The following is a 21,647-nucleotide window of genomic DNA, read 5'->3' on the forward strand; positions in this document are numbered from 1 at the left end:
TTAGAATAAAAAACGCAGGCAATCACTCGATTAGGGGATATAATAATCCCCCTAGGGTGGATGTATAAATTCTCATCCATGCCTTTGCATCAACCCGTAGTCAGGCTTAGAAAAACATGTTTAATTGGTTTTACAAACCAACTTTTAGATTGTTTTCAGTATTTTTAATTATACTGAGCCTACTCGCCGTGCCCTCGGTTGGTCAAACCAACTCTCATAATCCTCTCGCATTAGCTTTTGCCGAAAAACAAAGGCACTCTGAACTTGCTGCTACAGCAGCCAGTGAAGAAACCCACACGCATGAGGTAGGCCTCAACGAAGAGACATACTCCGGGCATCAGCATGGACATAACCCTGCTGACCATTCTCATGAAACCAAAAGTTTTGCGGCAGAATTTTGCTACATAACTAAAAGCACACCTCAGCTTTGGGTATTAGCTCCCGCACAAGCTAAACCTATAAATCTTAACGCGCCTCTTGAGCGCCCTCCCAAACTGCTCTCCTAGTTCCATAGCTAGATCACTTATTGATCAAACTCTATAACTACTGGAGAACACATGTTCAACCCCTCCTTGTGGGGATGGATTCGCACGCCTATCACCAAGCGAATAACCATCTCTGTATGCCTTACGCTGCTATTTTTGTTTATCTTCCCCAAGCTGGCTCTTGCCCATGCCGTAGCTGAAGGTGACAAAGGTTATATTCAGGAAATCACTGGCGTAAATATCTTGCCCTTCATCTATCTAGGTGCAAAACATATGGTGACAGGATACGACCACATCCTGTTCTTGCTTGGCGTCATTTTTTTCCTATATCGCATGAAGCACATAGGCTTATATGTAAGCTTGTTTGCGATAGGCCACTCTACAACCATGCTGCTAGGCGTGTATTTCAACATAGGAATCAATAGCTACATCATCGACGCCATAATAGGTTTCTCCGTGGTGTACAAGGCCTTAGACAATATGGGTGCCTACCAAAGGTGGTTTGGTTTTCAACCAAACACAAAGGTGGCAACACTGATTTTTGGTTTCTTCCACGGATTTGGGTTATCAACAAAAATCATCGAATACAACATCTCGCCTGATGGCCTAGTCCCTAACCTACTTGCATTTAATGTCGGCGTCGAAATTGGCCAGTTACTTGCCTTAGGTGCCATTCTTATTGTTATGAGCTATTGGCGGCGTACACCAAGCTTTTGGCATCACGCCTACACAGCTAACGTCATGATGATGTGCGCTGGTTTTACTCTAATTGGCTACCAAGTCACTGGTTATTTTGTTTCGTAAAAGGTTCTTTATGTACAACTCAGATCTTCCATCACGCGCCGAACTCCCAACTTCTCAACAGTTAAGAAAGTCTACTTTTATCGCTGCCATAGCATCATTAGTGATCCTCATAACTGTTGTCTTGCCCTCTGAATACTCAATCGATCCTACAGGTATAGGACGTGCTATGGGGCTCACTCAAATGGGGGAAATTAAAGCGCAGTTAGCTGAGGAAGCTGCTGCAGATGCCAAAGCTGCTGCTATGCCTCTCTCCCAACCACAAGTAGTTACTCAGCCAACTCCGATACAACAACCCACTCCTATAGCGGCTAACCCTCCTGCTATCGCTCCATCCAACATTAACCCTGCGCTACAGAACCGAACAGACCAACTTAGTATCACCCTCGCACCAGGACAAGGCACAGAAGTCAAAATGGTTATGAAAGCAGGTGCACAGGCCAACTTCTCATGGACTGCAAATGGTTCCATTCTTAACTATGACACTCATGGTGATGGCGGCGGCCAATCTGTCTCTTACGAGAAAGGTAGAGGTGTAGCATCAGACAATGGGACGCTTGTGGCAGCCTTCGATGGCAACCATGGCTGGTTTTGGCGCAATCGAACCGAGCAAGACGTTACCGTTACGCTAAACACTCAAGGTGATTATGTTGAGCTCAATCATATAAAATAATTTAGCAAAAACAGCTTGCCTCTATGCACGCAACTTTCAGCCCCTCAAATGGGGCTGTTGTGACTCTGTTCGTTCAATGACACCCTCAAAGTGGATTAATTCATCACCGTAGAAAACCGACTTCAAATTGCGCTACTGCTCGATGCACCACTGCTTGACCGTCACAGTCAGCCCATGTTCGGGATTCCAGCAAGCATCGACAGCAAGATTGAACCCATCGTCGTTGTCTACATAAAGACTGCAGGTTTTGCCAAGCAACTTCCAGATGTCGCCAGGACCGCTGATTTTTGATTGTGGTTACGTCAAAGTCGAATAACGTCTGAGCCACACTGACCGTGAAGCACATCATGCCTCCACGGCCCCCACGTACTGACCAACTTACAGTTGGCTGCGACTGACTTCCAGATATCTGAACATTCTCGTTAGTTCCCTTCCAAGAGCCACCCTTTTCCAGCCTATCGAAAACGCTTATAGCAATATTATTGTGCCAAGAAAGACTGACAAATGAAGACGCAGGAAAGTGAGATAGCCGCTGCGCTTCGCTAAGCATGACATCGTCAGTGTCTCGGCTAACCACTGCCACAACAGCATCACACCCTATGTCCTTGTCTAGATATAGAGCCGTTGATGGCTGCTTCTCAGTAGTGAGCACACGGGATGCCCGGAAAGAAGAAGAAAGCGATACAGCACTTAACGCAATTGATTAATCGCCACATTAACGTGGTGGGCATGGTGTATGGCTGCTAACCCCGAACAGCAGACAACACCTCAAGAGGAAATTTCTCGTGTGTTGCAAGGCGTGCTGCCTACGTACGATCGACTAGCCGCCCCCCCCTACCTTACACAAACCATAGAAGAGACTATACGTCTGTATCCTGCTGCACCGTTACTCATGACACGCCGCGCTGTGCCACCTTTGAGCTTAGGGCCATAGCATTTTCCTGCTCGCACTCTTTTTATGATTCCACTGCAGCATATTCAAACGGATGAGAAATGGTATAGCGACCCGCAGAAATTCTGCCCTGCGCATTTTGCTAAAGATCACAACAATGCACCGCGTGGCGCATACGCCCCATTTGGTATGGGACCACGTGTGTGCCTAGGACAGCATCTAGCAGTAGCAGAAATTAGAGCGGTCGCCACGATAATCTTGCAGCGCTGCACGTTCTCTATCCCCCCTACTACGAAGCCTCCAAAACCGACTCTTCGCGTCACGCTACGGCCTGATTCTCCTTTGCGCCTTACGCTTAGGCCTTATAACAAGCCCTAGGATGTGAGCGATTCGTCTAAAAGCATTTGGCTCATAAATAAGAGAGCTAAGGGTGTGAATACACGCACCCTCTTGTTATGCTAAAAACGCCTCCCACAAAAAAGGACTTAGCGCTTTGCAGCGTTAAGTCCTTTTTTTCAACCAGCATCAACTACGTCTTAAACCTTAGGGTTGCATTGCCTAATCACTCTGCCACAACACCATCGTATACAACTACTTGCTCAATATACTCTGTCATGAACGCTTTCATGGCCACGTGCGCTGGGCTTACCTGATAGCGATCATGTGCTTCCGGGTCAATAAATGAAGAGCTGGTTGCATGCGTAAATCCTTGGGAACGATCAGAAATGTTCTCACCAAAGTGATACAGCAATACGCCATCACACTCATTTTTTACACGTTGAACATACTGCTGAACCCTACTGAAGAAGTGTGCATCCACACGATCATTCAGCTTCATCATGACTAGATGCTGAAACATAAAAACTCCTACGACACGAATCACTCAATTCATTACATCTGTGCCAACAAGCCGCCATCAATAGCGAGCAAGTGGCCATTCACAAAGCTGCCCGCACGCGACGCCAGATACACCACGGCTGGAGCAATATCTTCGGGTTGTGCCCAACGCCCCAACGGTACAGAGTCGTGCAAGAAGTCGTTAAACTGATCACGCTCTTGTAGTGCTACGGTGAATTTTGTACGTACAAAGCCTGGAGCCAACGCATTGGTGGTTATTCCTTTGCCACCATACTCCACGGCCAAAGAGCGCGTGAATGAAGCTAATGCTCCTTTTGCGGCCGCATAGGCCGAGATGCCTGGCATGCTTGCTAAGGCAGCAACTGACGACATCAGAATAATCCTGCCATCCCCTTTCTCGATCATATTCGGCAGCACAGCACGCGCACAGTTAAACGCGCCATTCACGTGCACATTAAAGAGCGACTGCCACATTTCTGGGGGTTGCTCCACCACAGGCATGCGACTTTGATTACCGGCATTGCTGACCAGCACATCGGGTTGCCAGCCATCCTGGGCCAAATGCGCAACCGCTGCATTCACCGAGTTGGCGTCCGAGACATCAAACGCCTTACCGCACGCCGCAATGCCTTGTGCGTTCAGTTTCTCTACCGCCTCGGTACACAATGCCTCGGACAAGTCATTCACAATAATGCGAGCGCCTGCCTGACCAAGAGCGCAAGCAATGGAGTAGCCCAAACCTGATGCTGCTCCGGTAATCAGCGCTGTGCGCCCTTCTAACCCAAACGTCGCTGTTAAATAATCAGCCGCCATTTCTTGGCTCCTCAAAGTAATTATTATCTGTAAATAAAAAGACGGGCTTAGCGCAATGTCTGTACACCAGCACAAATATTCATGCACTGACCGGTAATGCTACGACCCGCTCGGGATGCTAAAAACAAGGTTGTTTCTGCAATATCTGCGGTGGGCACCATGCGCTGCAACGAGACGTGTGATAACACCTCTGCTTGCATTGCCTCGTCAGATATACCTCGCGTCCGTGCTTTAGCGGCTACCACCTCTTTCACGCGTTCGCTTTCAACAATTCCCGGTAAGATTGCGTTCACTGTAATGTCGTATTCGCCTAGCTCTATGGCCAAACTTTGCATCAAGCCGATGACTGCCCACTTAGATGCTGCATAGGGTGTACGTAAGGGGTAACCCAGCCTACCCGCTACTGAACTTAGGTTAATAATGGCTGCCCTGCTTGATGCCTGTAAGGCAGGCATTGCGCGGCGTATGCACAGAAATTGCCCCCGTACATTCACTGCCATCACACGGTCCCAATCCTCAACCGACACCTCAGCAATACCTGCTGTTGGGCCTGCAATACCGGCGTTATTCACCAGCACATCCAAGCCCCCTAGTTCCGCCAGAGCGTGGGTAAACCACGCATCTACCTGTGCTGCGTCGGATACATCCGCCTTGAATATGCCTATACCCGCTAGATCAGCCTGAGCGGTGTGCAACATTTCTTCTGAAACATCACAAATATGAACCTGTGCACCAGCCTCCACAAAGGCTCTGGCAATCGCAAGACCAATACCTGAAGCACCGGCGGAAATCATTACTCGGCAACCTGCCAAATCCTTTTGCATGGTGATAGTTTCCTTAAACCAAAAACGTTCCAAGCCCTACGCCTTGATGACTACAAGTCATAAGGCTTGGTGTATGACTTACCCCATGATCCATTTAAGGGGGGTCAAGATCAGTTGAGGAAAGAGGATCAACATCAGCAACGTGATGCACTGCGTCAATAGAAAAGGCCATACCCCCACAATCAGTTCAATCATCCTTGAACGCGTTACCCCAGCCACAACGTTCAGTACGGCGCCCACTGGTGGAGTAATCAAGCCAATAGAACATGCCAGCATGAAGACTATGCCGAAGTACACAGGGTCTATACCCGCAGCAACAATAGAAGGCAGTAATACCGGGATCAGAATCAAAATGATGGGAATCATGTCCATCGCTGTACCAATCACCAATACTAAGCCTGCAATCACCAGCATGAGCAACGTAGGTGAGTCTTTAAAAGGCTCAACAATTTCAGTCACTTGCTGTGGTAAACCAGCAATAGTAATCATCCAACCGGAGACCAATGCGGCGGCAACCATAAACATCACCATGGCACTCATCTTGGCGGACTCTAAAAACACCGAATACAGGTCAGGTAAACGCAGCTCACGATACACGCAGGTAGCAATCACCAACGCATATACGGCAGCCACAACCCCTGCCTCTGTAGGTGTGAACACACCAAAGCGTAGGCCCACGATAATAATGACCGGCAACAGCAACGCCCAAAAGCTTTCGCGTACGGTTTTCAGCACCTCGCTAGACTTCACACGGGGCAATGGCTGAACCTGCTCTTTACGCGACAGCAACCACCATGTCACGCACAACGACAACCCCATCAAAATGCCCGGGAAAATACCGGCCATAAACAGACGTGTGATCGAGATATTTCCTGTCACACCAATAATCACCAGCCCAATAGAGGGAGGAATCACCAGTGCAATAATCCCTGACGATGCTACAAGCCCACCAGATCGGCCTCTTGAATGACCTGCTTTCATCATCATGGGCACCAACAGTGCTGACAATGCTGCTGCATCAGCCGCCGCAGAACCAGACAAGCTTGCCAAGACGCAGGCCGCCAAGATAGTGACGTAGCCAAGCCCGCCCTTAATGTGCCCTACCAAGGCGAGCGCCAGATCGACAATACGTCGTGATAGACCACCCGCATTCATAATGGCACCCGCCAGCATGAAAAATGGCACGGCCATCAATGGAAAACTGTCTGCACCATTGAGCAAGTTCTGGGCCACAATTTGCGCATCAAAAAAATCCAGCTGATACATCATGGCAACACCAGTCAATATCAGTGCATAGGCTACCGGCAAGCCAATCGCCAAGCTACCAAACAGCACAGCAATAAATATCACTAAAGTCATTATTCGGCCCTCGTCTGCGTAGTACTGACGATAGTGTCAATCGCCTCTGCCGGTGTTTTCACGAGCACATAAAGCTGATGCAGCAAAATGCCTCCCGTTGATACCGCAAACACCACCCCTACCCCAAAGAACCAGGCTTGGGAAAAGCCCGTTGCTGGCGCAGTCGCCCCCATATTCAGCATGGTCTGCTCATAGCTACCTACTAGAATCAGCCATGTCGCATATAACATCAGTAAAGTGGCAAGGATTAAGCACGCCTTGCGAGCCGTTGGTTTTAAGGCCTGAATGACGATATCCACCCCTAAGTGAGCGCGTTCATGCAGGACCAAAATGGACCCAAGAAAGGTTAGCCATACAAAGCACCATCGTGACAGCTCCTCAGAGACCGGAAGCCCACTATTGAAGGCATAGCGCATTACAACGTTTGAAAACACCATGACCACCATGGCAGCCAAACATGTGACAATAATTATTTTTAATAGCCTGAAATAGGCTTGAACGATTTTTGACATCTCTGATGTCCTTCATTAATGACGCAAGTGCGCCGTCATACTGAGGCGTGAGACAGCACGCTGAAGCAGCGAGGGGTTGATAAGTGACACCCCTCGCCATGCCTCATTACTGTTTAGCTCGTACCTGCTGAATTTCTGCAAAGACTTGATCCACTAATTCAGCACCTAACTCAGCTTTGTACTTTTCAGTCACCGCTTCCGTAGCAGCCACCATACGAGCACGCTCTTCCGGCGTAATGGTGTTGAACTCTAGACCAGATGCAATCAGCTCTTGCACAACGTCTTTCTCCATCTCACGGCTCACTTGGCGGTGGTAGGCTTGGGACTCGGTGCAGGCTTCACGCAAGATGGTCTGTTCATCGCTACTTAAGCGATCCCAAAAACGCTTACTTGCCATCACTACTGCTGGTAAGTACACATGCTGGGTTTCAGTTAAGTACTTCTGGATTTCTTGGTAACCACTACTTTGGGTCACTAAGTAAGCACTTTCCTGACCATCAATGGCTTTAGTTTCCAGCGCAGTATAGGTTTCTGGGTACGGCAATGGCAGCGGATTCGCACCTAATGCTTTGAAGGTATCCAGATAAATACTGTTCTGCAGAGCACGCAGCTTTAAGCCTTGAAAATCCTCAAGTGTTTTGATGGGGTGTTTGCTGTTGGTGACTTGTCTAAAGCCGTAATCCCAGTAACACAGCCCTACCAAGTTCTTGTCTTCGAACTTCTCCAGCAACCCACTGCCTACCGGGCCATCAATCACCGCATCGGCCTCTTCTACCGTCTGAAACAAAAAGGGCAAATCAAACACACCCAATTCTTTGACGTTATTAGCCGCACCCGCTGTAGAAACCACGGTCAGTTCGATGGTTCCCCCCTGTGCTGAGGACATGGCCTGGATTTCATTGCCCAACTGAGCGTCGGCATAACCCGTCACCTTAAATTTACCGTCTGTGTTTTTATCAACAATCTCGATAAATTTCTTTGTGGCCAGACCAATAGGGTTAGTCTGACTGACTGGGTAACTGAATTTCATACGACGTTCTTGAACGTCCGCCGCCGCTACCTGATAGGACAAACCGGCCAGCAATGCTGCTGCAGTGTACGTAGCAACTGTCTTCATTTTGAATGACATGTTATGTCTCCTCTATGCTTTTTCTATGCGTGTAGATGATGAACGTGCAAGACGCGTTATTTCAGTTCTTGACCCGCTAATGGGCCTTCAAGAAACTTGTTAGGTTTGAGAAAAAATGACAGTACGAGTGCACCATTAGGCGAACGTGCAATATGCCTATTCCCTTTTGGACGCCAAACGTAGTTACCTTCACATACCTCCCCTTCGTCATCCACAATACTTCCGCTTAATACGTAGGTTTGTTCAATCTCTACGTGCTCATGCAATGGAAGCTCGGTGCCGGGTTGCCATCTAAACAATGCCGTTAACAGCCCTGTTTCTGGCACATCCAGCAAAATTTTCATATCAATGCCCGGTGTAGGCGTCGCCTTCCAAGGCAGCTCTTCTACATTCACATAGCGAGAGGCGAGCTCCCCACTCGCAAACGGTAAAAGGTCTTTAGGTATAGTCATAAAAGTCTCCTCGATCAGTGCTGAAACACGCGTATGCCAGCCTCAAGCCACGATGGTGTTAGTAAGTGTGCCGATATGTTGAACCGATGCTGACACTACATCGCCCACGTCCAAACAACGGGGTGGGTTCTGTGCAAAGCCAACGCCTTTAGGTGTTCCAGTCGCAATCACGTCACCGGGCTCCAATGTCATTCCTGCTGAAAGCTGCTCAATAATGGTTTGCACGCTGAAAATCATGGAAGCCGTGTTATCACTTTGTCTAAGCTCTCCATTCACGGTTAGCGAAATAGTTAGATCGTTGGCATTTTCTATTGCTGAGTGATGCACCACCACTGGACCCATTGGGCATGTAGTGTCTAGGCTTTTACCCTTTAACCACTGGCCATGGAGTTGCTGTAAGTTACGCGCTGTCACGTCATTGACGATGGTGTAGCCAAATACGTATTGAAGTGCGTCTTCTCGCGAGATATTTGAACCGCGACGCCCTATCACAATGGCTAGCTCAACTTCGTAGTCCAAACTATTTGTCAGGTCAGCATGACGCAAGACATTCGCACCATGCCCAACCACAGCACTAGGTGGTTTAGAGAAAAACTCTATAGCTTTAGGAAACTCTTCAGCTGGCCTACCGCGGGCAAGATTGCCTTCGATAATGTGTTCTCTATAGTTGCGTCCCACACAGAAGACATTTTTAGTCATCTGCAAAGGCGGAAGCAGCTCAACGTCATCCAGTGACGGTAAATCTTGCTCTGCAATATGATGTGCTTGCAGACAAGCGCTTATGCGAGCTAAGGCTTCATCGCCCAAACAAATCAGTTGATTCACGTTCACAGGAATGAACGCCAACCCATGATCTGGATTTGTGGCCAGCAGCGTGCTCAGATCTATTACCTTTGCAGCGTCAGTCAACACGCCAAGGCGAGGCTGCCCATGGTCAGTAAAACTTAAGAATTTCATACCGTACTCAAATATGGGTTGTTACGTAACGGGCGTAACGAGGCAAAACGCCTTATGCGCCTGTAAAGGATTTTCTAAATGCCACATGCAACTCACGTACGTGCTCTTTAGCTAGACTTTCCGCTAAGTCCGCATCACGTCGTTGGATGGCGTCAATAATGGCCAAATGCTCGCGTAAAGAATCGCTACAACGATGTAGGCGCTTAATGGTTTGTCGTCTATAAGTGGTTTGACGGTGACCAAATGCCGCCCATACACGCTCCAGTAACAGATTATTGGCAAGAGTGATGATCTCTTTATGGAAAGCCACATTGGCCTGTGCGTATGCTTCAGCAGAAAACTCCGACTCATCAATATTCACAAACGGTTCGAAAATTGCATAAAGCCGTTCAACATCGCGCTGCGATGCATTCAGTGCAGCTTCACGTGTGGCAAAACCTTCCAATACTTCGCGCAGTTGCAACCACTCAATGTATTCCTCATCCGTCACTGGACTGAGCAACGCACCGCGACCTGGTCGCAGGCTTACCATGCCTGTGCTTTCAAGTCGGATTAAGGCCTCACGCACCGGTGTACGACTAACGCCCAGCTGATTAGCCAGATCTTCTTCTCTGAGTCGAACTGGCTCAGTAAGGTCTGACATCATGTCGCGCAATAACGCACTGACATCTTCGTATACGGACTGTCCCGTAAGAGGTTTTTGTGTGCTATCCATCGTTTTGTATACAAAATATAAATAATGTACATGAAGTGTAGTTTTGTATTTATTTAGAAACTACTAGGGAATGTACGGATCACCCCAAAAAAGCAGAAAAAAAGCCCGTAGCGCCGCTAGCACTACGAGCCTTTACAGCAACGTCAGCCAAAATTCTTATGTGTGCAGCCACACACCGTGTTTACTGCGTAGGCAAAACCACACTATTTGCCCTTTCTTCTCGCCCGCGCACACCTCGCTGCCATCGTGCTGCGTATACGCCTATACCCAATCAACACCCCCGTTGCACTGGCTAGCAATCCACCCACGCTCAGCACGATCAACACTACATCGCGTAGCGTTGCAAACCGCAGCATTGCCGGTAAATCCCAGCTATGCAGCAACTCAAACCACCACCGGCCTGAACGTTGATGCTTATCCATGATGCTTTCTATTGCGCCCGTACGTGAGTCTAGGTGTACCCAGTTGCTGTCCGGATCCGCAAACTGAATGCGCAAAATAGGCAGTGGTTTTTCTCGTGCGCCACGCATAGCTTGCGGTGCTCTGGCGTAGTAATAGGTGTCGTATTGTTCTAACCGTTGAACAGACACTATAGGGGAATCAAATATATGCTTGGCTGCTGCCAGCAATTGATGCTCGTCTATGTGGTGAGCAACCGTTGACGGCAATCCCTCTACTGCAGGCATAACTACAGGGAGGTTGTCGGCTGTACGCCCAATCAAATACGGGTGGCTGTCTATCAGTACCCACTGTATTTCTCGTAGGCTATCTGGTGTCATCGCAGCAATAAAGTCTTGTGCGGTTTTATCAAACCACGCAGCGCTTAAGGCTTTGCCTTGGTAGGCAGCTTTATTGGCAACTTGGCCTGGTGAAAACACACCAAATGGGTTCATGGAAAGTAATCCGCTCACTATCCACGTTAAAGTCACACCACAAAACAATAAACCAGCAATATGATGCCAGCGCATTGCTCTGGAGGGATACGGTGTTCGCGCACCCGAGCGGTAAGGTTTACGAAAACGCCAACGCCATATGCCTACTACCGTACCCGCTATAGTGCTCACCACCGCCACTGCTGAAAGCACCACCACTAGCCAGTGCCAGATAGGGTCAGGCGTAGGCCCTCTAAACATGTATAGCCAATGCAGCCATGCTCCTACGTAGTTCCAACTACGTGTGTGAGCGTCCGCAAGCAACACTATTTCCCCCGTGCGGGACGAGACATAGACCACGGTATCGGCGGCATCATTTGCCCGCACCTTATGCAAGGGCCGATGCGGGTGTAATGCACCTGATCGTGTCCAAATATCTGCTTCAACCAAGGCTTCATACGTGGGTGAGCTGCCCTGTAGATAGTGAGCAACGGAGTCTAGCGCCTGTTCTTCACCTATAAGCGCTAACAAGGTACCTGATTGCGCATCTACCGCATAAACGTTTGCTCCCTGCACGATCTGATATTGCGGCTTCCCTCCTACTGCAACGATGCGCACACTACTCACGGTGCCATCTGTGTGCGGTACTGCATCTAACGCCGTATGCAGTGACACACAGCACGACGCTTGCCTCAAAGGCTGCAGTCTAGCCATGTGCTCCCAAGGATACAGCTTGGGATACCCCACAAACAGCATGACTATGCCGCTAAAAAACCAAAGCACCATAAGGATGGCAACCGCCACCCCACTCCAACGGTGCAACCAATACACAAAACCCTTTGGGTTACGTAGCCGCATTCTTAGCCCCTAGAATGCTGCACGCAATGTGAGCTCGTATGTTCTAGGAGCACCTGCGTAATAGTAGGAAATACTGTTGGTGCCTACGGCGTAGGTTTCATTGGTTAGATTGCGTACACGCCCCACTAACGTCAGGCTGGAATTCAGCTTATACGACACGCCCACATCCAATAACGTGTAGGCTGGGACGTAGTAGGTGTTGGCCACATTGCCATACACCTTACTCACATGACGTACCGCTGCACTGGCGGTCCATTGCGGCAGAAAGTCGTAATCTACCCATAGGTTGGCCACAACGTTAGGCACATTTACAGGCCTTTTCCCCGCCATAGACACAATCTCGTTGCCCACTTTTTGGTTAAACGTGTCGTATTGAGCATCTACGTAAGCAAGATTGGCCTGTAACCTCAACGCGGAAATGGGCTGCATACCCACGGAAAGCTCTACACCTCGTGAAGACTGCTTACCCGCTTGAATGGTTGTACGTGGGTTTTGTGGATCAGGGGTAGCTACATTTTTACGTTGGATTTCATACGCGGCTAACCCTACGGTGACACGGTCATCCCAAAAGCTAAACCGCCCCCCTACTTCAACTTGCTTACCCGTACTAAGCTTCGCGTTATCATTAAGATTGGCGTAGCTGGTAGTGGTTAAACCACCCGCAGGTGCATCGGCTGATGTGGCGTATTGCGCGTAAAGATTAATACCTGGCGCAGGGTCCCACACTAGCCCTACTCGCCCAGTGGTCGCCGAGTAACTACGCCCAAAATGCGCAGGGTTCGTCACAGTCACTGTGCGGTAGTTATTCAGATCCAGTTTCAAACGCTCATAGCGTAAGGCGGTAATTAACTGTAGGTTAGGCAACAGCTCGGTGCGGTTTTCCGCTGATACAGCTATCGTGCGCAACCGAGTACGTCTATCTCGTTGAAAACTGTCGTACATACCCGGTATATCGAAGAAATCCTCTACGTCAAAATCATAGGGGTCCACGATGCTCTCGTAGGTCGCACTACTGGGAAAATTAGTCCGGTAGCTCATACTGGCATCCAACGCGAAGGCCCAATCACTTTTTAGTTGGCCTAGATTGCCGTTATAGGTGGCTACCATTCTATTGCCATACAGTTGATGTTCATGCCGCTGTAGATAGGGGCCACTACGTATCACAGCACTATTATCTGGCGTGTAGTTATAGTTTTCTAGATTACGAAAATCACGCCTCGCGTCATACCAATACGCCGTGTTTTGAAATTTCCACGCATCTGAAACAGTGTAATCAACGATGGACCGCAACCACTGCACACGCTGTTCGTAGCGAGCATCACGACTGTTGTAATTCTTATAGCGCGTTTTGCGATCTATTTTGAGTTCGCCTACCTTGGGATTCAATACGGGTGTACCGAAGTAAGGGCTACGCTCTACTTCTGTTTGATATTCATAAGCCAACGTGTGCGATAGCCTAGGGGTGAAATCTGACAACAGCGATAACGCCACTTGATTGGCACGTGCTGCATTCCTATCCACCCAACCATCTCCTGCTCGGTGTAACGCATCAATACGCACATAATGCGCAGGCCCACCCTCTTGACCGCTTAGCTGTTTATTCAGCCCTATGCCTACACTGCGTAAGCCATACGACCCTACTCGCAACTGTGCGTCATAGAAATCATCCCTCTGGGCTAGCTTGCTAATGTAGTTAATGGTGCCGCCTACTGCCCCAGCCCCATACAAAAAGCCTGATGGCCCGCCCATAACCTCTACGCGGTCATAGATCCAGCTATCTACAGGACGTGTAGCTTGGCTGGTATCTTGAAGATTAATGCCGTTATACAAAACGGCTACTTGGCCAGAAGTAAAGCCCCTGTAGCTGACATTTATCGCACCAGGGGGCGACGACGCACTGATACCCGGTACGCCACGCAACATTTCTTGGGTATTGTCAGCCCCACGCTGTTCAATGGTTTCTCGGTCTATCACCGTCACTGTTGCGGGTGTTTCGCTGATGCTTAATCCTAATCGACTCGCCGTTGAAGTAATCGCCTGAAAATCCACAGGCCCATTCGCTACATGTGTTTGTAAGCCACGTACCTGTATAGGGGCCAGTGTGGATGCCTGCACTCCTTGATCCGCATTAGGTGGATGTTCTGAGGTAGCCGCATAAACAGCCGCTACCGGACACGAAGCCAGCATCGCCGCCGTGCCAATTTGATGAATATATCTTTGCATGTTGTAGCCAACGCAGGGATGCACCACAAGATGGTGTCATCCAGTATGAAATAGACATAGCCACGCCTACGCCAGTTGCTCACCCTCAAGGACGAACAGCACACGCGTAAAACACGGATACATCACAACCTGACAGCCACGTTTTCTCTAGCGTTGGCAGTACGCCAAGCGTGCCCCAACAACCGCTGATGGCACAAAAACGTAGGCTGCACAAAATGTGCAACGTTAGCGAACAACAGGGGGAGCTCTAGAACCTAAAGGAGGCCCTTGAGTAAGAAGAATAGGAGCCTGTATCTGCTCAGCACGCACCAACAGCGGTGACTGCCGCAATACAGGCTTAGGCTGCACTACGCCCTCAGGTGGCGTCATCGTTGCTTGCAGCGACAACACACCAAACACACAATCCATGTCGCCACTTGCTGACGACGAGTCATCATGACCTGATTCGGGAGCAAAACGCAGTGTGCTTACTGCGCCATCAGCCGTACAAAAAGTCAGTGCCAACTGCCCGTTTTGAGCAGCTGCTGCATCGGGCATATAGCCTGCAGGCACTAGCCCTCGCGCCACAATCGCAAGCAGTAGCAGCCACAGCAACGAACGTTGCGTGACCCAACTTAGGTTTTGCGAGAGACGGGGAAGGAAAAACATGCCACCAATTATATAGCTTTAGCTAACAACAACCGTATACCAGCATAACCAAATGCTATCGCCAGCACACCCTCAATCCAACGGCGTGCTTTTAAATACGAACGAATCATAGGTGCTGTAGAAAACACCATGGCATACCCCCCAAACACCACTACACTTAACATCGCGCAACCCAAGACTATCGCCAGCAATGTAGTAGTGGGAGAGTCCGGTCTAAGCCCTAGAGACATAATTGCTATCCATGCCAATACCGCTTTAGGATTGGTCAGATGAAGTAAAAGACCTCGTCTATAAATTTGCCACTTATTGGCAGGTAATCGGGCCACTACCGAGGAAGGCATTTTGGCGCTGAGTGCAGACTTTGCGGCTTTGTAAGCCAAATACAGCAGGTACAGACCACCCGCTATTTTGATGACGAACAGTGCATTAGCATAGGTAGCAAGTATTGCTGAAATCCCTGTAGCCGCCATCACCGCCCAAAACAAACTGCCAGTGATCACACCGAACGCCAATAGCAAAGCAGAGCCTCGGCCTTGGCTCATCGCTATCCCCATGATGGCCATATTACTGGGCCCTGGGCTTGCTGTTGCAATCACATAGGCCGTATAAACCATCAAAAGCTGCTGTAGGTGTTCCATAATATGAACCTTTGGTTATCTGCTAGGCAGAGTCGTTGGATTCCGAGCATATCACCAAAATAGCACTGTAACGATGCGCTTTTCACCTACTGTTCATGCTTTATGCTCTGCTATATAACTAGACCATGCAGCTCCATACCTGATCGCATTCCTGCTACTCGCTTGGTTTTTGAATTAGGGCAATAACCCAAAACAACGAATATGAAAATCAGAGCAGCCATACCTCAAGACAGCGATGCAATAAGCCTCTTGGCTTATGAATCTAAAGCTCATTGGAATTACTCCGAAGCATTTCTGCAAGCTTGCAAAGCAGATCTGACAGTTTCTGCCGAGTTCATCAAAAAAAATCCCGTATATGTAGTGGAAGATAACTGTGAGCTGCTGGCTTTTTATGGTTTTTGTGTGCGCGAACAAAAACTGGATACGCTGTTTATTCGGCCCACCTATATTGGCCACGGACTGGGCAAACTATTGTGGGCTCACATACTGGAAACAGCTAAACACCAGGGTATGATCGAATTCACTCTGGATGCCGATCCACATGCCGAAGGCTTTTATCAAAAAATGGGAGCCACCACTATAGGGCGAATCGCTTCAAGCGTTGACCCTCAACGCTTGTTGCCGCTAATGAAAGTGATCGTGCCGTAATCTACGCTACAAAACCACTACCTAACATTGCTCCCGCAATGATTTCAAAATCCGCTTTGGGAATTTCCAGATGCCCAAAGCGAAATGAGTATCCCCATCGGCTCTTATCTTTTATAAAAGAGAGCTGTTCTAAAAGTGGGCGAATGGGTGCTTCCTTAGCATCTAAAAACGCGATATCTCGCCTATACGGCACAAAACCTTTGAACATCTCAAAGGAATACACGTTTTCACCCACTACCCTGCCTATGGCCGTGAACTTCTGGCAAGGTTCTGTGGACTCGAACTTCTCTTTTGGCGAGTAATAAATCAGCCAATCACCTACCGCCATGCGTTTAAGCGGTTGAGCCTTACCGTGACATAGCTGGCTGAATCCGCCCCCAACGCCAACACCTACGTGGTCTTTAGAAGCAACGCCTATCCAATAGCGCGTAGTCATGATTGAGCCCCTACAGATAAATTAACTGTGTATTTAACCAGTATAATATACCCATTATGAGCAGTCTGCTCGGGAGTTTTATAGGCTTTCTATCCCTCTCTAGTTACCATCCAACAAAAAACCGCCCTAAGGCGGTTTACTGACAAGCTGAGAACAAACCGTGCTATCTAGCCTGATTCTCAAACTCCTGCTTAATCTCGGGGAATTTCGTGAAAATACTGCTTCTAGCGTGTGATATATCGGTGACTACCGTATTTGCCGCTGCTTGCATCGCACCTTCAACGCGTTTTTGCATATCACTCTTAGGGCCTGTTAACAGCTCTTTGCGCACATCGTATTTATATACAACCAGAGTAGTATCCCCAGAAGGAGTGCTGTCAGCATACGGTACGGGCACTACCAGCGGAAGCTCAATGGCTACCGTCACACTCACCGCACACAGAGAAGCAGGCGTCAGTTGATACCCAATTGCGCTAACAAGCAGCCCTTTTGCTCTTGACCCTACGCTGTCAGCAATTTGAAAACCATTTTGCTTAAGTTCGGCTTCCATCGTGTCTTTCAAGGCTGAAGCATTAGCCAAACACCCATCTGCAACTTGCTCTTGTACTTTAACGTGGAAGGTATCTATGGTGCTGATTAACGCCTCTGGCCCACCATCTAGCAACAGCGAGTGACCATTCGCATGAGCGGTAGCTCCCATCAACGACAAACACACCGCGGCAGATAATCCGACTACAGAACTGCTTACTGCTTTTACTCTCATGTCATTCCTACTGTTTTGACAGCCACATCCTCAAGCTGTTCATTACTTCGTGATTCATGACAAGTGTAAATCCTGAGTAAACGCCTCTGCAATCGGATGGCAACCCGTTTTTCTACACACTCAGTAGGTAGGCATTTACACCATGCGACTCCATACCTGATCGCGCTTGATAGCTTTATGCCAGATGGCAAAACCCACATGCCCAGCAATCATGGCCAACAATACCCAAGCCAAAATACCATGTGCTGCATTACCTACGGAAATCATCCAGCCAATTTTCTGTTCACTGGCTTCCCAAAGGGAAATGCCAAAGGGGGCAAAAGCACGACCCGAACCATAGCTACGCAACAAGGCCAGTAACGGCACAACAATCATCAGCATATACAGCAGCTTGTGACCAATACTGGCCAACTTCCCACTACAGGAATCTTCTGGCTGAGGACGGTTGCTTGCATTACGACCAACCCATCCCAAACGGATCACAATCAACACAAAAAGCACAGCCCCCAGCGGCCCGTGTGTACCTAGGAAGAAATACGTAAGCGGTGTCTCGCCCAGGATAATCAATAGCACCATACCCAAGAACTGCCATAGGAGGATAGCGGCCATTCCCCAGTGCAATACCCTAGAAACCAAACCATAACGCTCGTGATTGTCCTGCATTTCATACTCCATTGAATGTGTTGTGACGTAGTTTTCTACGCTTAGGCGCTCCAGCCATCTATGTTGGAAAGCGCTTCGTTCACTGCAAATATCTTGGCATTCACATGAGGGATGCCTGCTTGCTTTAAACGATCTGCATGCAATGCCAAATAACGCTCAGCATTGGCTTTATCAGCAAACAGATAGATCCCCCCTGCCTCATTCTCTGCGGCGTTCTCAGTCCATATTTTCCAAATCAGTCCTGCCTCTTTGGCGATAGACTGCGCCAAGCCTTCCATCGCGGGAACCATGTCGTTGCCCCACGGGCCGGTGTACGGGAAATCAACTTGAAGGATGTAGTGCATTGCGTGCTCCTTGTATCGTGTACCGCCTAAAGGCTTAGGCGGCTATTGCTTGTTTGAGTGCCGTCAGCAATTGGTCTGCCTTCACCATACCCACCGCTAACGCAGACATTTCACCATTACGTTCCAACAAAATCGTAGGGAAAGAACGTACTCCCCATTGCCTGCAACGCACGAACTCTTGATGTACCGCTTGCTTGGCTTCTGGCGACTCAAACAACGCATTGAACTCAACCACATCCAGCCCTAAACGCACACAAATTTCAGCGTAGAAATCTAGCTTGGTGGTGTCTTGCCCTTCTACATAAAATTTCTGTTGGATCGCAGAGAAAAACTGCAGAACTACAGCTTCTGGCAGATTATGTTTTGCTTGAAGCAGCTTTACCGTTGCCACCGCACGGCAGGCGGGCTCGGTATCGTAGTTAAAATGCGGCGCCTCTAACAACGTAAAGCCAAAAGGCTGGCCTGTAACCTTAGCAATGTGCTGCCATTCATTACGCAGAAAATCTTTGAACTGCGGGCTCCATGGGTCGCCGCCGCCGGCCCGCAAACCACCCATGGTGATAGAAAACGCTATACCTTCTGCCGCACAAAAATCAGCTAATACTTTAACCGTAGGTGAAATACCCCAACACCATGAACACATAGGGTCGCCAACGTAGCGCACCGCTAAGCCTTGACGTAACGTCGGCTTCACGCTGGTGGCTGTATCTAACTCGGGTAATAAACACGCACCGGTAACAGGATCGCAATTCATCATTTGTACAGACTCCTTCTGGATTAGCTCTGTACAGTCTACGCAACCTGCCCTGAATCAGTAAGAGGCTTATTGTGATTTCATTGTTCAATAATACTGAACAATAAAAAAACTCAAATATCCACTCAATGCTTTATCCATAAAGGATTACAACTCTTTACCAAGCTATCTGCAAACTAATAAAGCAAGTGCTAGAGTGTGCTTAAATACAGTAATTGTTCAATATTCATTACTAATGACATATGGATAAACTTGCCGCTATGGAGGCCTTTGCGCTGGTTGTAGAAACCGGTAGCTTCACCAAGGCTGCTGATCTTCTCGCTCTGCCTAAGGCGCGTGTATCACAACGGGTGTCTGACTTAGAACGCCACCTACACGTCAGGCTACTGCATCGCACTACAAGGTCATTAAGGCTCACTGAAGATGGCAAAGTCTATTACGCCAAATGCCAAGAAATACTGCGCGATATTGACGCCTTAGAAAACACGCTAAAAGTCGCCAATACCGAGCCCAAAGGTAAATTACGCGTTGAGGCCTTAGTGTCAGTTGCACGTTGGATTCTTGCCCCACACTTGCACGACTTTCAAACGCGCTACCCCGATATTGCTATACAGCTAGGTGCCAGCGACCGCGTCAGCCATTTGTTGGAAGACGGTATAGATTGCGCCTTTAGGGGTGGGCCATTAGAAGACTCCAGCCACATCGGAATACACCTTGCTGATGTACAGTTTGGGCTATATGCCGCGCCTAATTATCTTCAAAAAGCAGGCGTACCTAAACACCCCAAAGAACTGTCTGCTCACCATCGACTCTCTTGGTTTGCTGGGCAACGTCACCCCTTGGCTTGGGAGCTTTACTCTGACACAGACGTGTTTAACGTGCCTCACAATGCGGGCCTGCTGTTTGATGACCCCGACATTGCCATTACATCGTGCATCTCGGGCGCAGGCATCTGCCCAGGATCCCCCTTTGCCGTCAGAACTTTTATACAAACAGGTGCTCTAATACCTGTCTTGCCACTTTGGAGTTTCAAAGCCCGCCCCATACATATCCTGTACCCCACCAACAAGCACCTTTCCAAACGTGTGCGCTGCTTTGTGGATTGGTCGCGGGAACTGATACAGTGCAACCCCAATATCCCCATGTCACCATCCGAATTAGCCAAGACACTATCCGAGAACGCCTCATCGTAAGCAGTTTCTGCTACGCTATGCCACCTTTACTTATAGACCTACGTCCCTACCTTCTTGCATGAAGATATTCTCACCGTTGTATGCTCGCGCAATGACGTGGTCCCGTGACCCTAAAGCGCCTTTTATCCTTGGCACACTCAGTTTTTTTGAGTCCATATTCTTCCCCGTCCCGCCGGATGTCATGCTCGCCCCCATGTGTATGGCAACACCTAAGCGTGCATGGTGGTTTGCTTTAATCACGACATTAGCGTCTGTTATAGGCGGCATACTGGGCTACTTGATTGGCTACTATGCCTTTAGTGCTATACAGCCCTGGTTAGAAAGCAGCAGTTACTGGCCTGCTTATGAAACTGCTATTGCTTGGTTTAAAGACTACGGTTTCTGGGCTATTTTTGTGGCTGGCTTCTCCCCCATCCCCTTTAAAGTCTTTACGCTAGCGGGCGGTGCTATGGCCATGGCATTTGCCCCCTTTGTTCTGGCGGCGATGATTGGTAGGGGCATGCGCTTCTTTTTGGTGGCAGGTTTACTCGCATGGGGCGGCCCTCGTATGGAAGGCTTGTTACATCGCTATGTAGACCGCTTAGGTTGGGCCACTGTCGCCATCGTTATTGTTGCTGGTCTCTGGCTGGCATTGTCTTGACGTGCGAGTGCCCCTTAAACGGGGCACCCGTCTCTAGTCTATAAAAAAACAAAAACTGACTATCTCTTACGTTATACTGAACAAATCAAAACTTCTTTCTGCCCGTATGCGACGATTTATCGTCCTCTTTTTACTGTTCATTCTGCCCATTCAAGTATTAGCTGAGTCTCTAGCAGACTTACCTACGGTACCTCATACCAGCACGGCTACCGAGGTCGCTGAAACGGCAACCACCACAGACAGAAGCATCATCAAAAGCACCACGCTTTTCTTAGATAAACCTAAGGGCCAACAAACGGTGCATGCTGATATTAGTGATTCTGTGAACAGTGCAGAACTGTACTTACACACTCCACTCTTGTTTGAGCAATGGCCTAGCTATAGTGCTCAAGCCTCTCCGTTAGCGTATCCGCCACGACGAAAACCGCCCCGCATTTAACCCCACTCAACATGCATTTTGTATGCGTTGTAGGTTTTGCCCATCTCTTTTTCTGACG

25 protein-coding genes and 1 pseudogene are annotated in these 21,647 nt (G+C 48.8%); 8 read left to right on the top strand and 18 right to left on the bottom strand.

All coding sequences use genetic code 11. The annotated features are described in order from the left end of the window. Window positions 1-116 precede the first annotated feature (116 nt). The 4 genes and pseudogenes from ACLO87_RS08265 to ACLO87_RS08280 all read left to right on the top strand — a co-directional run bounded on the left by ACLO87_RS08265 (window position 117) and on the right by ACLO87_RS08280 (window position 3,229). On the top strand, window positions 117-506 hold the full coding sequence (locus tag ACLO87_RS08265; RefSeq protein WP_430223350.1) for a hypothetical protein: 390 nt from the start codon (window positions 117-119) through the stop codon (window positions 504-506). Window positions 507-557: 51 nt separating this feature from the next. After that, the gene (locus ACLO87_RS08270; RefSeq protein WP_430223351.1) at window positions 558-1,289 is read left to right on the top strand and encodes a HupE/UreJ family protein; all 732 of its coding nucleotides are present in this window, start codon (window positions 558-560) and stop codon (window positions 1,287-1,289) included. Window positions 1,290-1,299: 10 nt separating this feature from the next. Then, window positions 1,300-1,959 (top strand): transmembrane anchor protein, encoded by a 660-nt coding sequence (locus ACLO87_RS08275; protein WP_430223352.1) that lies wholly within the window; start codon window positions 1,300-1,302, stop codon window positions 1,957-1,959. 706 nt (window positions 1,960-2,665) lie between these two features. Further along, a pseudogene (locus ACLO87_RS08280) lies at window positions 2,666-3,229 on the top strand (cytochrome P450). A gap of 184 nt (window positions 3,230-3,413) precedes the next feature. Here the strand turns inward: ACLO87_RS08280 and ACLO87_RS08285 are convergent. The 13 genes from ACLO87_RS08285 to ACLO87_RS08345 form a co-directional block, all read right to left on the bottom strand. Further along, a complete protein-coding gene (locus tag ACLO87_RS08285) occupies window positions 3,414-3,710 on the bottom strand; it encodes a Dabb family protein (RefSeq protein ID WP_430223353.1) in 297 nt (98 codons plus the stop codon). 32 nt (window positions 3,711-3,742) lie between these two features. After that, on the bottom strand, window positions 3,743-4,522 hold the full coding sequence (locus ACLO87_RS08290) for an SDR family NAD(P)-dependent oxidoreductase (RefSeq protein ID WP_430223354.1): 780 nt from the start codon (window positions 4,520-4,522) through the stop codon (window positions 3,743-3,745). A 47-nt stretch (window positions 4,523-4,569) separates the two neighbouring features. Next, a complete protein-coding gene (locus ACLO87_RS08295) occupies window positions 4,570-5,346 on the bottom strand; it encodes an SDR family oxidoreductase (RefSeq protein ID WP_430223355.1) in 777 nt (258 codons plus the stop codon). 78 nt (window positions 5,347-5,424) lie between these two features. Further along, a complete protein-coding gene (locus ACLO87_RS08300) occupies window positions 5,425-6,705 on the bottom strand; it encodes a TRAP transporter large permease (protein ID WP_430223356.1) in 1,281 nt (426 codons plus the stop codon). After that, on the bottom strand, window positions 6,705-7,217 hold the full coding sequence (locus ACLO87_RS08305; protein WP_135864414.1) for a TRAP transporter small permease: 513 nt from the start codon (window positions 7,215-7,217) through the stop codon (window positions 6,705-6,707). The genes ACLO87_RS08300 and ACLO87_RS08305 overlap by 1 nt, the downstream gene beginning before the upstream one ends. Before the next feature lie 106 nt (window positions 7,218-7,323). Continuing rightward, window positions 7,324-8,346: a TRAP transporter substrate-binding protein gene (locus ACLO87_RS08310; RefSeq protein WP_430223357.1), complete on the bottom strand. Its 1,023-nt coding sequence runs from the start codon at window positions 8,344-8,346 to the stop codon at window positions 7,324-7,326. A gap of 56 nt (window positions 8,347-8,402) precedes the next feature. Then, window positions 8,403-8,798 (bottom strand): cupin domain-containing protein, encoded by a 396-nt coding sequence (locus ACLO87_RS08315; protein WP_430223358.1) that lies wholly within the window; start codon window positions 8,796-8,798, stop codon window positions 8,403-8,405. A 42-nt stretch (window positions 8,799-8,840) separates the two neighbouring features. After that, a complete protein-coding gene (locus ACLO87_RS08320; protein WP_430223359.1) occupies window positions 8,841-9,755 on the bottom strand; it encodes a fumarylacetoacetate hydrolase family protein in 915 nt (304 codons plus the stop codon). A gap of 52 nt (window positions 9,756-9,807) precedes the next feature. Further along, entirely contained in the window at window positions 9,808-10,470 is a 663-nt protein-coding gene (locus ACLO87_RS08325; RefSeq protein ID WP_430223360.1) for a GntR family transcriptional regulator, read from the bottom strand. 203 nt (window positions 10,471-10,673) lie between these two features. Beyond that, window positions 10,674-12,200, bottom strand: a complete 1,527-nt coding sequence (locus ACLO87_RS08330) for a PepSY domain-containing protein (protein WP_430223361.1) — start codon at window positions 12,198-12,200, stop codon at window positions 10,674-10,676. Between the two features lie 9 nt (window positions 12,201-12,209). Further along, complete coding sequence (locus ACLO87_RS08335) at window positions 12,210-14,423, bottom strand: TonB-dependent receptor (protein ID WP_430223362.1); 2,214 nt, start codon at window positions 14,421-14,423, stop codon at window positions 12,210-12,212. Window positions 14,424-14,648: 225 nt separating this feature from the next. Then, on the bottom strand, window positions 14,649-15,071 hold the full coding sequence (locus ACLO87_RS08340) for a DUF2946 family protein (RefSeq protein ID WP_430223363.1): 423 nt from the start codon (window positions 15,069-15,071) through the stop codon (window positions 14,649-14,651). Window positions 15,072-15,079: 8 nt separating this feature from the next. After that, entirely contained in the window at window positions 15,080-15,709 is a 630-nt protein-coding gene (locus ACLO87_RS08345; RefSeq protein ID WP_430223364.1) for a LysE family translocator, read from the bottom strand. Between the two features lie 201 nt (window positions 15,710-15,910). On the opposite strand from ACLO87_RS08345, the gene ACLO87_RS08350 reads away from it, so the two are divergent. Beyond that, complete coding sequence (locus ACLO87_RS08350; protein ID WP_430223365.1) at window positions 15,911-16,357, top strand: GNAT family N-acetyltransferase; 447 nt, start codon at window positions 15,911-15,913, stop codon at window positions 16,355-16,357. A gap of 1 nt (window position 16,358) precedes the next feature. Here the strand turns inward: ACLO87_RS08350 and ACLO87_RS08355 are convergent, their stop codons facing one another. The 5 genes from ACLO87_RS08355 to ACLO87_RS08375 all read right to left on the bottom strand — a co-directional run bounded on the left by ACLO87_RS08355 (window position 16,359) and on the right by ACLO87_RS08375 (window position 19,320). Beyond that, entirely contained in the window at window positions 16,359-16,793 is a 435-nt protein-coding gene (locus ACLO87_RS08355; protein ID WP_430223366.1) for an EVE domain-containing protein, read from the bottom strand. A gap of 163 nt (window positions 16,794-16,956) precedes the next feature. After that, the gene (locus tag ACLO87_RS08360) at window positions 16,957-17,556 is read right to left on the bottom strand and encodes a hypothetical protein (protein ID WP_135866882.1); all 600 of its coding nucleotides are present in this window, start codon (window positions 17,554-17,556) and stop codon (window positions 16,957-16,959) included. Window positions 17,557-17,691: 135 nt separating this feature from the next. After that, window positions 17,692-18,219: a cytochrome b gene (locus tag ACLO87_RS08365; protein ID WP_430223367.1), complete on the bottom strand. Its 528-nt coding sequence runs from the start codon at window positions 18,217-18,219 to the stop codon at window positions 17,692-17,694. 41 nt (window positions 18,220-18,260) lie between these two features. Next, window positions 18,261-18,563 (bottom strand): monooxygenase, encoded by a 303-nt coding sequence (locus tag ACLO87_RS08370; protein ID WP_135866878.1) that lies wholly within the window; start codon window positions 18,561-18,563, stop codon window positions 18,261-18,263. 34 nt (window positions 18,564-18,597) lie between these two features. After that, window positions 18,598-19,320 carry a DsbA family protein gene (locus ACLO87_RS08375; RefSeq protein ID WP_430223368.1) on the bottom strand — a complete coding sequence of 241 codons (723 nt, stop codon included), beginning with the start codon at window positions 19,318-19,320 and terminating at the stop codon, window positions 18,598-18,600. A gap of 239 nt (window positions 19,321-19,559) precedes the next feature. Here ACLO87_RS08375 and ACLO87_RS08380 point away from each other — a divergent pair, with 239 nt between their 5' ends. The 3 genes from ACLO87_RS08380 to ACLO87_RS08390 all read left to right on the top strand — a co-directional run bounded on the left by ACLO87_RS08380 (window position 19,560) and on the right by ACLO87_RS08390 (window position 21,589). Continuing rightward, window positions 19,560-20,510: a LysR family transcriptional regulator gene (locus ACLO87_RS08380; RefSeq protein ID WP_430223369.1), complete on the top strand. Its 951-nt coding sequence runs from the start codon at window positions 19,560-19,562 to the stop codon at window positions 20,508-20,510. Window positions 20,511-20,601: 91 nt separating this feature from the next. Beyond that, window positions 20,602-21,150 (top strand): YqaA family protein, encoded by a 549-nt coding sequence (locus ACLO87_RS08385; RefSeq protein ID WP_430223370.1) that lies wholly within the window; start codon window positions 20,602-20,604, stop codon window positions 21,148-21,150. Between the two features lie 106 nt (window positions 21,151-21,256). Next, window positions 21,257-21,589, top strand: coding sequence for a hypothetical protein (locus tag ACLO87_RS08390; protein ID WP_135866202.1), 333 nt, complete (start codon window positions 21,257-21,259; stop codon window positions 21,587-21,589). Window positions 21,590-21,647: the final 58 nt, after the last annotated feature.

It is taken from the genome of Paenalcaligenes sp. Me52 (assembly GCF_050487965.1).
In the GTDB taxonomy this organism is placed as follows: Bacteria; Pseudomonadota; Gammaproteobacteria; order Burkholderiales; family Burkholderiaceae_B; genus Paenalcaligenes.